This window comes from Labedaea rhizosphaerae (assembly GCF_004362825.1).
GTDB lineage: Bacteria > Actinomycetota > Actinomycetes > Mycobacteriales > Pseudonocardiaceae > Labedaea > Labedaea rhizosphaerae.
In genome coordinates this window covers 97,788-110,720 of record NZ_SNXZ01000006.1, presented here as the reverse complement: position 1 = coordinate 110,720, position 12,933 = coordinate 97,788, and the positions used below count along the sequence as shown (strand labels likewise).

General features: G+C 72.2%; 13 protein-coding genes. 8 read left to right on the top strand and 5 right to left on the bottom strand.

Annotated elements, in window-relative coordinates; all coding sequences use genetic code 11:
- Window positions 1-41: 41 nt before the first annotated feature.
- Both EV186_RS29425 and EV186_RS29420 read right to left on the bottom strand, forming a co-directional pair.
- Window positions 42-1,394 carry a phosphomannomutase/phosphoglucomutase gene (locus EV186_RS29425; protein WP_133852731.1) on the bottom strand — a complete coding sequence of 451 codons (1,353 nt, stop codon included), beginning with the start codon at window positions 1,392-1,394 and terminating at the stop codon, window positions 42-44.
- Between the two features lie 59 nt (window positions 1,395-1,453).
- Window positions 1,454-1,813, bottom strand: coding sequence for a DUF3499 domain-containing protein (locus EV186_RS29420; RefSeq protein ID WP_133852730.1), 360 nt, complete (start codon window positions 1,811-1,813; stop codon window positions 1,454-1,456).
- A gap of 71 nt (window positions 1,814-1,884) precedes the next feature.
- On the opposite strand from EV186_RS29420, the gene EV186_RS29415 reads away from it, so the two are divergent.
- The 3 genes from EV186_RS29415 (at window position 1,885) to EV186_RS39115 (ending at window position 3,066) form a co-directional block, all read left to right on the top strand.
- A complete protein-coding gene (locus EV186_RS29415; RefSeq protein ID WP_133853090.1) occupies window positions 1,885-2,358 on the top strand; it encodes a metallopeptidase family protein in 474 nt (157 codons plus the stop codon).
- Window positions 2,348-2,716 (top strand): hypothetical protein, encoded by a 369-nt coding sequence (locus EV186_RS29410; RefSeq protein WP_133852729.1) that lies wholly within the window; start codon window positions 2,348-2,350, stop codon window positions 2,714-2,716. The genes EV186_RS29415 and EV186_RS29410 overlap by 11 nt, the downstream gene beginning before the upstream one ends.
- A 197-nt stretch (window positions 2,717-2,913) precedes the next feature.
- On the top strand, window positions 2,914-3,066 hold the full coding sequence (locus tag EV186_RS39115; RefSeq protein ID WP_166659385.1) for a hypothetical protein: 153 nt from the start codon (window positions 2,914-2,916) through the stop codon (window positions 3,064-3,066).
- Window positions 3,067-3,115: 49 nt separating this feature from the next.
- Here the strand turns inward: EV186_RS39115 and EV186_RS29400 are convergent, their stop codons facing one another.
- Both EV186_RS29400 and EV186_RS29395 read right to left on the bottom strand, forming a co-directional pair.
- Window positions 3,116-6,508: a glycosyltransferase family 2 protein gene (locus EV186_RS29400; RefSeq protein WP_243754355.1), complete on the bottom strand. Its 3,393-nt coding sequence runs from the start codon at window positions 6,506-6,508 to the stop codon at window positions 3,116-3,118.
- Window positions 6,509-6,584: 76 nt separating this feature from the next.
- Entirely contained in the window at window positions 6,585-6,887 is a 303-nt protein-coding gene (locus EV186_RS29395; protein WP_133852728.1) for a WhiB family transcriptional regulator, read from the bottom strand.
- A 210-nt stretch (window positions 6,888-7,097) separates the two neighbouring features.
- On the opposite strand from EV186_RS29395, the gene EV186_RS29390 reads away from it, so the two are divergent.
- The 4 genes from EV186_RS29390 to EV186_RS29375 are packed head-to-tail and all read left to right on the top strand — an operon-like array spanning window position 7,098 to window position 10,740.
- Window positions 7,098-7,877, top strand: coding sequence for a site-2 protease family protein (locus EV186_RS29390; protein ID WP_133852727.1), 780 nt, complete (start codon window positions 7,098-7,100; stop codon window positions 7,875-7,877).
- Between the two features lie 9 nt (window positions 7,878-7,886).
- Window positions 7,887-8,876, top strand: coding sequence for a 2-phospho-L-lactate transferase (gene cofD, locus EV186_RS29385; protein WP_133852726.1), 990 nt, complete (start codon window positions 7,887-7,889; stop codon window positions 8,874-8,876).
- Complete coding sequence (locus tag EV186_RS29380) at window positions 8,876-10,210, top strand: coenzyme F420-0:L-glutamate ligase (protein WP_133853088.1); 1,335 nt, start codon at window positions 8,876-8,878, stop codon at window positions 10,208-10,210. Before cofD ends, EV186_RS29380 begins: the two co-directional genes overlap by 1 nt.
- Window positions 10,207-10,740, top strand: coding sequence for an NUDIX hydrolase (locus EV186_RS29375; protein ID WP_133852725.1), 534 nt, complete (start codon window positions 10,207-10,209; stop codon window positions 10,738-10,740). The genes EV186_RS29380 and EV186_RS29375 overlap by 4 nt, the downstream gene beginning before the upstream one ends.
- A gap of 19 nt (window positions 10,741-10,759) precedes the next feature.
- On the opposite strand, the gene EV186_RS29370 is transcribed toward EV186_RS29375, so the two are convergent.
- Window positions 10,760-11,662, bottom strand: a complete 903-nt coding sequence (locus EV186_RS29370; RefSeq protein WP_133852724.1) for a DNA-3-methyladenine glycosylase family protein — start codon at window positions 11,660-11,662, stop codon at window positions 10,760-10,762.
- A gap of 36 nt (window positions 11,663-11,698) precedes the next feature.
- Between EV186_RS29370 and EV186_RS29365 the strand changes: the two genes are divergently transcribed.
- A complete protein-coding gene (locus EV186_RS29365; RefSeq protein ID WP_208115854.1) occupies window positions 11,699-12,790 on the top strand; it encodes a mannose-1-phosphate guanylyltransferase in 1,092 nt (363 codons plus the stop codon).
- Window positions 12,791-12,933 lie beyond the last annotated feature (143 nt).

The following is a 12,933-nucleotide window of genomic DNA, read 5'->3' as shown; positions in this document are numbered from 1 at the left end:
GGACTCAATGGGGATTAACGTCTGTCAGGGGGCAAAAGTTCTCAGCCGCGCACGATGCCGAGTACCCGGTCACGCAGGTCGGCGACCATCGTCTCGTCCGGCGCCTCGATGTTCAGCCGGAGCAGCGGCTCGGTGTTGGACGGGCGCAGGTTGAACCAGGACTTGTCCCGCAGCTGCACGGTCAGCCCGTCCAGCTCGTCGATGACGGCGCCGTCCTCCCTCTCGAACGCGCTCTTCACCGCCGCCATCCGGGCCTGCTGGTCGTCGACCGTCGAGTTGATCTCGCCGGAAGCGGCGTAGCGGGTGAACTCCGCCGTCAGCTCCGAGAGCGGCTCGTCCTGCCCGCCGAGGGCGGCGAGCACGTGCATCGCGGCGAGCATGCCGGTGTCGGCGCGCCAGAAGTCGCGGAAGTAGTAGTGCGCGGAGTGCTCGCCGCCGAAGATCGCGCCGGTCTTGGCCATCTCGGCCTTGATGAACGAGTGGCCGACGCGGGTGCGCAGCGGCTTGCCGCCGTGCTCGGCGACGATCTCGGGGACGGAGTGCGACGTGATCAGGTTGTGGATCACCGTGCCGCCCGGCTCCTTGGCCAGCTCGCGGACCGCGACCAGCGCGGTGACCGCGCTCGGCGGCACCGGGTCGCCGTTCTCGTCGACCACGAAACAGCGGTCGGCGTCGCCGTCGAAGGCCAGGCCGATGTCGGCGCCGACTTCACGCACCTTGGCCTGCAGGTCGACGATGTTCTTCGGGTCGAGCGGGTTGGCCTCGTGGTTGGGGAAGTTGCCGTCCAGCTCGAAGTACATGGGAACGATGTCGAGCGGCAGCCCGCCGAGCACGGACGGGACGGTGTGCCCGCCCATGCCGTTGCCCGCGTCCACCACGACCTTGAGCGGCCGGATCCCGGACAGGTCGACCAGCGTGCGCAGGTGCTCGGCGTAGGCGCTGAGCAGGTCGCGCTCCTCGACGGTGCCGGGCGTGACACCTTCGGTGGCCGGGCGCTGGGCCTCGACGTCGGCGCGGATATCGGCGAGCCCGGTGTCCTCGCCGACCGGGGCGGCACCCGCGCGGCACAGCTTGATGCCGTTGTACTTGGCGGGGTTGTGGCTCGCGGTGAACATGGCGCCGGGCAGGTTCAGGCTGCCCGACGCGTAGTAGAGCATGTCGGTGCTGGCCAGGCCGATGCTGACCACGCTCACGCCTTCGCTGGTCACGCCCTCGGCGAACGCCTGCGCGAGCCCCGGCGACGAGTCACGCATGTCGTGGCCGATCACCACGGCCGGACCACCGACGAGGCGGGCGAAGGCGGCGCCCACGTCACGCACGAGCTCGGCGTCGAGCTGCTCGCCGACGATGCCGCGGATGTCGTAGGCCTTGAAGACCCCGGACAAGTCACGCACGCGCTCTCCCGAAGTAGGTGATCATGGCGCTGGAGACGCCTGTCCCGGGAGCCTACCGTTCAGTCGTCCACTGGATTGGGGAGCACGCGCAGGTGGCCGCGGCGACCGGTGGTGGGATCCGGCTCCGGCGGCGCGACCGGGGCATCCGGCCGACCGGCCTCGCGCACGGCCTCGGCGAGCGCGGTCAGGTCGTCCACCGACGGCTCCGGCTCGGCGAACTCGCCGTCGTGCCGGACGACTTCCCAGCCGCGCGGCACGGTCAGGCGCAGCGCGTGCTCCTCGCACAGGTCGTACGAGTGGGGCTCGGAGTAGGTGGCCAGCGGGCCGACGACCGCGGTGGAGTCCGCGTACGCGTAGGTCAGCGTGGCGACGGCTGCGTTGACGCACCCGGTCCGCGAACACCGTCTGACACTTCGCACGGTCGCTGACGATAGCGCGTCCCGGCCGCTCGGTATCGCGACACGCCCCGCGTAGGCTGCAGACCGTGGGTATGGTCCGCGGGGTTCGGCACGAACGGGGACGGCGACGGCCCGGCAAGGCGCGGGACCGGCACGGCCGTGGCATGCGGGGGCCGCTGTATCCGGCGTCGTTGCCCGCCGCGAGCACCCGGTCGCAGAAGTTCGACCAGCTGGTCCTCGAGGCGCTGGAGCCGATCGAGGCACGCTGGCGCACCGAGCTGACGGCGCTGGACGTGGCCGTCGACGACGTGCCCGACGTAGGCTCGTCCGGCGCGCCGACCCCGGACGGCGTGCTCGCCGATGGTGGCGTGCCGCTGGCGCGGCTGGTGCCGGCCGGTGTCGACCGCCGCGGGCAGCCGACGAGCGCGCGGATCGTGCTCTACCGGCGGCCGCTGGAGGCGCGGGCCAAGGACAGCATGGACCTCGCCGACCTCGTCCACGACGTCCTGGTGGAGCAGATCGCCGCCTACCTCGGGCTGGACCCGGACGTCATCGATGGCAACTGACCCGGTCGCGATCGACCTCACCGACGACGAGCGGGAGGTCCTGCAACGGGGTCTTGCCGAGTGGGGCGGTCCGGCCGGCTGCAGCGACGCCTTGGCGTCGGTGATGGGATTCCGGGACAAGGCCGATCTCCTCGACCAGTGCGAGCGGTTGCACTCGGCGTTGATCAGCGGGGATCCGTTGCCGGGTGCGGATTGGCGCAAAGCGTTGCGGGCGACGGAAATCGTGTTCGTGAGCGACGAGTTCGGGTCGGGCAAGGACTGGTCGGCCACGACCGGGTTCTCCGACGAGGAAACGATCCGGTTGTTGCGGAAACTGCAACGCAAAGTCGCCGACGCATTCAACGGCCGCGACACCTGACCCGCTATATCGACACGTCTTCGTCGGCCAGATCGCGAATAGTGTCCGCGGCGCGTGGGTGCCCGCAACGGTCAGACCCTCCCGCAGCACATCGGCGAGCACGGGCTCGTCGCCTCCGCGATTGGCAACCTCCGCCGCGGTGAACACCAGCGGCCGCGTGTCGTTGCCGGCCCACCGCGCCACAGCAGCCCCACGATGTGATCCGCGGCGAGGTGATCACGGTTGAACTGGTACGCGAACGCCTGACCGACTCGATCCGCCAACACGACGCCCTCGCTGGCGAAAACTGCGAGCACATCACCGGCGAGCGTAGGAGTGACCGTCAGCAGTGGTCGATTCAAGTCGACTAGTGGACCAACTATAAGACTGGTATCCGCACTATAGTGCGGGTTGCTGCACTCAGCGGCCCTTGCGGCCCGGGATCGCGGTCAGCAGGGTGAACAGCACCATCGCGCCCTGGACCAGCAGCAACACGCTGCGCAGCGCCGTCGGCTGCTCGATCCGGACATCCGCCGCCCGAGTCGGTACCGCGACCGCGACCAGGTGACCCCACGCCCGCACCACCGGCACCTGACGCCCGCCGACGGTCGCCACCCAGCCCGGTTCCTCCTCCGCGGCCACCACCAGCAACCGCCCGGACGGTCCGTCCGACACCCGCACCGCCAGGTCCGGCGGCGACGCGGCGACCGGCACGATCCCGCCGGTGCCCAGAGCCGACGGCGGCGACAGGCCCGACACGGCCCGCTTCGCCAGCTCCGGGGACAGCAACACGGCATCGCCGCCGTTGAGCTCCATGCGCACGACCGGCCGGCCGTCGGAGGTCGCGGGAGCGTCAGCGATCAGGTCGTTTGCCATGGCGTGCAAGCGATCCGCGGTCGCGCGGTCGGGCAGCACGACGAACAGCACGCCCGCTGCGGTCGCCTCCGCCAACGCGTCGCGCACGCCCTGCTTGTCGCCGGTCATGAGCTGGCCGGCCAGGCGCGCGAACCGGCCGGGTGTGGTCGGCGTGGGTGCGAAGTCGTCGTCGCCGAACTCGGGGGCGCGGCCGGCGGACTGGCGCGCCGGGCTGCCGTCGTAAGGCAGCACCAACACCGAACGCTGCGTCAACGAGAGTTCGTGGGTCAACGTCGAGGCGAGCACGAGGCGATCACGCGGCGGTGTGGCTCGCCCCGGCACGACCGCGCCCACGCACAACGCGAGCACCGCCGCGGCACCGGCCACGGCCGCCACCCGCGCCACCGTCCGCGCCGACGGCTTCAACACCGGCACCAAGCCTTGGGCATTGGGGCGGCACATACCGAGCAACGCCCACAGCAGCCCCCACCCGATCACCAGCAAGGCCGGCCCCGACCACCCGTGCAGCGCCGGTCCGCCGGTCAACGGGATCGCGGGCACCGACCGCACCAGCACCAGCGCGCCGACGCCGAGCACGACCACGCCGAGACCCGGCAACGCCGCCCGCGCCGGGCGCAGCACCAGCCCCGCGAGCACGGCGAGCACCACGACCGCGCCCAGGATCGGCCACGCCCCCGGCCCGCCCGGCGCAAGCCCGATCAACCGCGTGATCGAGACCGGTTCCTCCGGCACGGTCGCCCCGACGCCCTGCAGCACGACACCGGGGTGCTGGATCACGACGGCAGGCCACGGCAGCAGCAAAGCCAACGGCATCAACACGATCGCGAACAACGCGGCCACCCGCCGCTTGCCGTCGCCGCGGTGCCCGGGCACCAGGACGAATCCGGCGAGCGCGGTCACCACGAGCAGCAAGTGCACCAGCGGCGCGAACGCCCCGATCACCGCGAGCCCGAACGCCGACCCGGCCGCCGTCGAGAGCCACGCCGTCGAGCCGCGTTCCTGGCGCCCGCGCACCAGCAGGGCGGCGATCCCGGCCAGCACCGGCGGCAACAGGATGTGCACGACGATCGCGTCCAGCCGCGACTGCGCCACCGCCGCGGTGGCGGCGGGCATCGCGGCGTACGCGACGGCGACCAGCGCACGCACCCAGCGGCGCACCGGCATCGACCGCGTTGCCGCGTAGGCGAGCAACCCGGCCAAGGGCAGGTCGCCGTAGACCAGCAAGCCGACGGCGGCGTGCGGCCCGCCGAACGGCCACAGCAGCGCACCGAGGCTGCCGAGCACCGCGAGCGCGGCGGGTGCGGGCGCCGCCGTCCCGCCCGCCACCGGGTGCCAGGTCGCCAGGTACTCCGACCAGATCCGGCCGAGGTCGCCGACCGGCAGCAGCCGGCCGCCTTCGAGCCCGCCGAACCGGCCGACGTGCGCGGCCAGTGCGAGCAGCACCAGCCCGACGAACAGCAACAGCGGCGGGGCCAGCAGGATCTGGCGCAGGACCGTGCGACGGCTGACGTCGACGAACACCAGATCCGGCGCCGGTTTGACCTCGCCGTCGCGCCTGGTCGGGGACGGGCGCGGGCGCGGTGACGGCCGCAGCCCCGGCTCCAGCTGCGCCTCGACCGGCACGACGACGCCGATCCGCTCCGCCGGCCTGCGCAAGCCCGACGCCCGCCGCACGCCGCCACGACCAGGCAGCGCACCGGCGGGCAACGCGTCCGGGCCGACCGGTCGCCGGCCGTCCTCGGTGACCGGGCGGGGCCGGGTCTCGACCGTGGGCAGCCGGCCGAGCGCGGCGTCGGCTTCGATCCGCCGCCGCACGATCGTCGCACCGGCCCGCCGCACGGCGCCGCGCAGCCGGGCGAGCCGCGAGGTGAAAAGGCCGCGGACGGAGCCACGACCGGACCGGCGGCGGCGCGCCTCACGCAGCCGCGCCTTGCCGCTGAGCAGGTAGCGCAACGCGGCGAGTTCGGCGCCCGCGTTGGGCATCCGGCGTTGCATCGCGAACCCGACCGCACGCAACAGGCACAGCACGGTCAGGCGCGGCAGGCCGAGCACGAACGACAGCGCCGAGCAGTTGACCAGGAATGTGCGCAGCCCCGCGGCCCGGTCCATCGCGGGTGCGGACACGGTGATGCGCGGGTGCTGGCCCGCGTCCACACCGCGGAACTCGCGGCTCGCCGCACGTACGTGCCGGATCCGGGCGGACGGCACGCACAGCACGACCTTGCCCGCCCGGTTGGCCCGCCAGCCGAAGTCGATGTCGTCGCGCAACAGCGGCAGCGCCGGGTCGAACCCGTCCAGCTGGTGCCACAGCTCGCGGCGCACCAGCATGCCGGCGCTGGACACGGCGAGGACCTCGGTCGACTGCTCGAACCGGTCGGCGGGCTCGGACCCGTCGGCACCCGAGAGCCGGGACCAGTCGAGCTCGCCTTGGCGGATGCCGGTCTGCCGGTGCCCGGACGCGTCGGTGGACAGCCCCGCCTCGACCACCAGGCGCGGGTCGGTCCAGTCGAGGGCGAGTGGGCCGAGCACGCCGACCCTGGGCGCCACATCAGCCGCGGTGAGCAGCGTGGCCAGGCAGTCGGGCTCGGGCGCGCTGTCGTCGTGCAGCAGCCACACCCAGCCGCCGGGATCGCCCCAGCGGCGCACCGCGTGGTCGACCGCGGTCGCGACGGCTTCGCCGAACCCAGCCTTGCGGCCCAGGGTCAGCACGCCGTCGAGCAACTTGTCCGGTCCGTCGGCCGCCGCGTCCAGCAACGCGCGCGTGTCGTCGCGCGAACCGGTGTCGACCGCGAGGACGTGCCGCGGCAACAACGTCTGCGCACGCAACGCGGCGAGGGTCTTGCCGAGCCACTCGTCACCGTCGTGGCACACCACGACCGCGAGCGCGGGCGCGGTCCGCACCGTTGGTGGTGCGACGCGCGAGGCAGGACGGGTCACCGGCGGCAATCCTGTAGACGATCACGAGATGAGGCACACACCGTACGTCGTGTGCCCCACCCGTCCATCTACCAGGTCATACCGCGCGCTTCTTGAGCTTTCGCCGCTCGCGCTCGGAGAGCCCGCCCCAGATGCCGAACCGTTCGTCGTGCCCGAGGGCGTACTCGAGGCACTCGGCGCGCACCTCGCACCCCTGGCAAATCCGCTTGGCCTCGCGCGTGGAGCCGCCCTTCTCCGGGAAGAACGCCTCAGGATCGGTCTGCGCACACAGTGCCCGCTCCTGCCACTCCTGTTCTTCCGGCTGGTCGAACAACTCCGCGAGCACGCCGAGTTCCTCGTGCTCGCCCCACGCCAGGACGCCGCTGTCGAATCCCTGCATCGCCGTCCGCCTCCTCAATACGCTCCCCGGTTGGCGGACACCATCCGCCGCTCCGTGCCTCCCAAGCACTCATCGGCGAATGACATCAATGTGATTACACCCGTGTCATCGCTGCCGGTCAAGCGAAACTGCACGCCTGGGTGAAGGCATCCCAAAGTGGGTACAAGCGGTGAACAACCCACGCGTCAAGCGGCCTGACAGACTGGAGGTGTGCAGCGATCAGTGATCCGGCCGAGCCCGGTATTCCTCGGCATCGTCGGCGTAGCCGTCCTTGGCGGGGTGCTCACCGCGCTGGCCAACCAAGACGACTACTACACCTTCGACGGTCCGGGTGCCCTCGCGATCACCGGCACGGTGCTCCTCGTGCTCGGCGGGTGGGCGGTGTCACTGTGCCTGCATGAGTTCGGTCACGCGTGGTTCGCCTACCGCGGCGGCGACAAACAGGTCTACTTCAAGGGTTATCTGACCCTGGACCCGCGCCGCTACACCGATCCGGTGCTGTCGATCGTGCTGCCGCTGCTGTTCTTGTTGATCGGAGCGATCCCGTTGCCTGGCGGTGCGGTGTGGATCAACCACCACGCATTGCGTTCGCGCGCAACGCAAAGCGTTGTCTCCCTTGCCGGTCCGCTGTCCAACCTGGTCCTCGGCGTGCTGATCGCCGTCGTGGTGAGCGCGGTGCCGATGCCCGTCGGCCTGGCCGCGGGCCTGTCGGTTCTGGCCTTGTTCCAGGTGCTCGCGTTCGTGCTGAACATCCTGCCGATCCCCGGTCTCGACGGGTGGGGCGCGATCGAGCCGTGGCTGTCCTATGAGGCCCAGCGGTTCGGCGCGAAGGTGCGGCCGTGGGCGCCGTTGGTGCTCTTCGCGTTGATCATCGGCGTGCCACAGGTCGGCAACACGATCTTCGGCTGGGCCGACGACTTGTACACCACCCTGGGTGGCAGCCCGCTCGCCGTCGTGGGTTACGACGCCTTCAAATTCTGGAACTTCTAGGATCGCCGCGTGAAGGTTGTCGTAGTCGTTGGCGGGGTCGGCGGGGCGCGGTTCCTGCTCGGGGTGAAGGCGGCGCTCGGTCTGCCCGCCGTTGGCGCGCCGGATGGCGCGTCACCTCATCAGGTGACCGCGATCGTGAACACCGGCGACGATGTGTGGCTGCACGGCTTGCGCATCTGCCCCGACCTCGACACGTGCATGTACACCCTCGGCGGTGGCATCGACACCGAACGCGGGTGGGGACGCACCGGCGAGACCTGGGTGGTCAAGGACGAACTCGCCGCCTACGGCGCCGACCCGGACTGGTTCGGCCTCGGCGACAAGGACATCGCGACGCACCTCGTCCGCTCCCGGATGCTGCGGGCCGGCTACCCCCTCTCGGCGGTCACCGAGGCGCTGTGCGACCGGTGGCAGCCGGGCGTGCGGCTGCTGCCGATGACCGACGACCGGGTCGAGACGCACGTGGTCGTCGACCTGCCGAGCGGCGAGCGGCAGGCGATCCACTTCCAGGAGTGGTGGGTCCGCTACAAGGCGGCGCTGCCCGCCCACTCGATCGTGCCGGTCGGCGGCGACGAGGCCGCCCCCGCGCCCGGTGTGCTCGACGCGATCGCCGAAGCGGACGCGGTGCTGCTCGCGCCGTCGAACCCGGTGGTCAGCGTAGGCACGGTGCTCGCGGTGCCCGGCGTGCGGGACGCCCTGCGCAAAACCGAGGGCGGGGTCGTCGGCGTGTCCCCGATCATCGGTGGCAAGCCGGTGCGGGGCATGGCCGACGCCTGCCTGAGCGCGATCGGCGTCGAGACCTCGGCCGAGGCGGTGGGCCGGCACTACGGCTCGCGCCGCTGTTCGGACACCGGCGTGCTCGACGGCTGGCTGGTCGCCGCGGGTGAGCAGGCGGACGTGCCGGACGTCGCCGTGCGGGCCATCCCCCTGTTGATGTCCGATGTGGACGCCACGGCGGCCATGGCACAGGCCGCGCTGGAACTGGCGGGTGCCGCGTGATCGGCGACCACGCCTCGGAGAAGCTCGAGATCCTGCCGGTTCACGAGCTGCCGGAGTTCCGGCCGGGCGACGACCTGACGGGCGCGATCGCCGCGGCGGCGCCGTGGCTGCGGTCAGGCGACGTCGTGGTGGTCACGAGCAAGGTCGTGTCCAAGATCGAAGGCATGCTGATCCGGGTGCCGGACGACCCGGAGGAGCGTGACGCCGCCCGGCGCCGGCTGGTGCTCGAGGAGTCGGTCAGCGTGATCGCGGCCAAGAACCGCACGCTGATCACCGAGAACAAGCTCGGCATCGTGCAAGCCGCGTCCGGCGTGGACGCGTCCAATGTGGACAAGGGAGAGCTCGCCCTGCTGCCCACCGACCCGGACGCCTCAGCGCTGGCGCTGCGCAACGGGTTGCGGGAGCGGCTCGGCGTCGAGGTCGCCGTCGTCATCACCGACACCATGGGCCGCACGTGGCGCATGGGCCAGACCGACGCGGCGATCGGCGCGTCCGGGCTGCGGGTGCTGCACTCCTACGAGGGCCAGGTCGACGGCCAGGGCAACGAGCTGGTGGTCACCGAGGTCGCCGTGGCCGACGAAGTGGCGAGCGCCGCCGACCTGGTGAAGGGCAAGCTCGGCGGCGTGCCTGTCGTCGTGGTGCGCGGCATGCGGATCGAGGACGACGGCTCCACGGCTCGGACCCTCGTGCGCCCGGTCGAGGAAGACCTGTTCCGGCTGGGCACCGCCGAGGCGATCGCCGCCGGGCGCCGGGAAGCGGTGCTGCTGCGCCGCTCCGTGCGGACGTTCACCGACGAGCCGGTCGACCAGGAGGCGCTGGAGCGGGCGATCGGCGTCGCGCTGACCGCGCCCGCGCCGCACCACACGCGCCCGGTCCGGTTCGTGCACGTGCGTGCGCGCCGGGATGCCTTGCTGGCGGCCATGCGCGAGCAGTGGATCGCGGACCTGACCGCCGACGGCTGGACGCCGGAGCGGATCGAACGCCGGGTCAAGCGCGGCGATTTGCTTTACGGGGCAACGGAGATCGTGCTGCCGTTCCTGGTGCGCGAAGGTGCGCACGGTTATCCGGACGAGCGACGTGCGGCCGCCGAGAAGACGATGTTCGAGATCGCCGGCGGGGCGGCCGTGCAGGGCCTCCTGGTGGCGCTCGCGGCCGAGGGCATCGGGTCGTGCTGGGTGTCCTCGACGATCTTCTGCGCCGACGTGGTCCGTTCGGTGCTGGACCTGCCCGCGTCGTGGGAGCCGCTGGGTGCGGTCGCCGTCGGCCACGCCGCGGACGGTGCGCCGGTGGCCCGCCCACCCGCCGACCCCGGCGACCGGTGGGTGCGCCGGTGACGTTGCACGCCTCGGCTGTGTCGGTGCTCGAAGCGTGGGAACCGCCGACCACGGACCAGGATTCGGTGCGCCACGCGCTGATGTCGTTCCTGGCCGCGCGGCCGGATGGCTGCCTGCGCTCGTGCGAGCCGGGGCACATCACGGCCTCGGCGGTGGTGCTGGACGCATCCCGGGCGCACGTGCTGCTGACGTTGCACCCGCGGGTGGGCAAGTGGCTGCAGCTCGGCGGGCACTGCGAGCCCTCGGACGCGACGCTGGTCGACGCGGCGCTGCGCGAGGCGATGGAGGAGTCGGGGCTCGACGGGCTGTCGATCGATCCGTCGCCGGTGCACCTGGCCGTGCACCCGATCACGTGCTCGCTCGGCAAACCGACCCGGCACCTGGACGTGCGGTTCCTGGTGACGGCGCCGCCGGGCGCGTCGCCGGTGCGCAGCGACGAGTCGCTGGACCTGCGTTGGTGGCCGGTGGACGCGCTGCCGGACGGGTCGGCGGACCTGGCGCCGCTCGTGTCGGCCGCTCTGGCCGCCTGAGCTCGGACGATCTCGCCGGTCAGAGGGTGCGGTAGTCCCGCGGCGAGAAGCGGGGGCCGAAGCGCGGACGCCGGATGCCCGCCGCCTCGATGTAGCGGACCGCGCGGTGGCGCTGCGGCGTGTAGGGCGCCAGCTCGGCCATCATCCCGTCGTCGTCCAGCGGACGGCCCAGCAGCGCGTGGCCGACCACGCTCGGGATGTGGAAGTCGCCGATGCTCACCGCGTCCGGGTCGCCCCAGGCGCGCTGGGCCACCTCGGCCGCGGTCCAGACCCCGATGCCGGGCAGCACCTGCAGCAGCTCCCGGCCCTTCTCACCACGCAGCTCCACCGCGCGCTCCAGAGAGCGGGCCGACCCGGCCGCACGCAGCAGCGTGCGCCGGCGTGCGCCGTCCACGCCGGCTTTGTGCCACTCCCAGTCGGCGATCGCGAGCAGGGCACGCGGCGTCGGCGGCGCGTACATGCCGTGTGGTGCCGGGCCGGGCGCCGGGGTCCCGAAGCGGCGGGCCAGCTCACGCCACGAGCGGCGGGCCTCGTGGCCGGTCACCTTCTGCTCGAGGATGGCCGCGACCAGGACGTCCCACACCCGCCCGGTGGAGCCGAGCCGCAGCTTCGGCATCCGGCGCCGGATCTCCGCGATCAGGTCGTGGTGCGGCTCGAAGCCCGTGTCGTCGTCGTCCGCGCCGAGCAAGGCGGGCACGCCGTCGAGCAGCCAGTCGGCGCCATCACCCCAGGCCGACGCCTCGATCGCGCCGCCGTGGCCACGCAGGTGCAGGGTGCCGACACCGGCCGGTGTGTTCCCGGTCAGCCACCACTCGCCCGGCTCGGCGCGGAACGCCGGATCGCCCGCGCCCCGGCGCAGCGGGCCGAGCACGCGGCCGACGTCGGGCACGTAGGGCGGCACCCACCGGCGGGTGGCGGTCACGGTAGCCACGCTACCTCGGGCCGCTACAGTGTCGAGGTGTCGACCGACCTGCACATCGTCGTGCCCGCCGGCGGCAGCGGCACCCGGCTCTGGCCGCTCTCCCGGGCGGCGAGCCCCAAGTTCCTGCACCCGCTCACCGGTACCGAGCGATCGCTGCTGCAAGCCACGTACGACCGGCTGACCCCGCTGGTCACACCGGAGTTCATCCACGTGGTGACCGGCACCTCGCACGCCACGGCGGTGGCGCGGCAGCTGCCGGAGGTGCCCGAGCGCAACATCCTCGTCGAGCCGATGCCACGCGACTCGTGCGCGGCGATCGCCCTGGCCGCGGCGGTGATCGCCAAGGAGAACCCCGACGCGATCATGGCGTCGTTCGCCGCCGACCACCTGATCGCCGACCCGGGCGCGTTCGTCGACACCGTGCGGGCCGCGGTCGAGGGCGCGAAGGCCGGGCGCCTGATGACCATCGGCATCACCCCGACCGGTCCGGAAACCGGGTTCGGCTACCTGCGGTGCAGCTCCGTGCCGGTCCCGGGGACCGCGCAGCCAATCCTGGAGTTCCGGGAGAAGCCGTCGGCCGAGGTCGCCGCCGAGTACGTCGCCTCGGGTGAGTACCTGTGGAACGCCAGCATGTTCGTGTGGCGGGTGTCGGCGTTCCTCGAAGCACTCGCCGAACACCGGCCTGACGTGCTGGAACCGGTACGGCGGATCGTCGCCGCGCGGGACACCGCGGCCGAGGAGCAGGTGCTCGCCGAGGTGTGGCCGACCATCCCGAAGGTCGCCGTCGACTACGCCGTGATGGAACCGGCCGCCGCGCAGGGCCGGGTCGCCACCGTTCCGGGTGATTTCGGCTGGAGTGACATCGGCGATTTCGACACGCTTGGTGAGCTGCTGGCCAAGACGTGCGACGGGGCCGCGGTGGTCGGCGAGGGCGAGGTCATCTGCCTGGACACCGAGGACAGCGTCGTCGTGCCGCATGGCGGCCGGCTGGTCGCGCTGCTCGGCGTGCGGGACCTGATCGTGGTGGACACGCCCGACGCGCTGCTGGTCGCGCGGCGCGACCGCACCCAGGACGTCAAGAAGGTGACCGAACTCCTGAAAGAGCGGGGCCTGACTGGTTTCCTGTGACGAGACACATTCGGGCCGGTCCGGCGTGGTCGACCCGAGCGATCCGCGGAGATCCTGGGGCCGCGGGGCGATGTGGGAATATGTCTCACTGTTTTGCATTAGCGACCTGGTTGTGTCGCGGACTGACGGCGGTAGGCCGATGG

Excerpts from the sequence above, each read along its gene's own strand:
- EV186_RS29410 (WP_133852729.1), top strand. The coding sequence starts at position 2,348 with ATGGCAACTGACCCGGTCGCGATCGACCTCACCGACGACGAGCGGGAG.
- EV186_RS29395 (WP_133852728.1), bottom strand. The coding sequence starts at position 6,887 with ATGCAGGGATTCGACAGCGGCGTCCTGGCGTGGGGCGAGCACGAGGAA.
- EV186_RS29415 (WP_133853090.1), top strand. The coding sequence starts at position 1,885 with ATGGTCCGCGGGGTTCGGCACGAACGGGGACGGCGACGGCCCGGCAAG.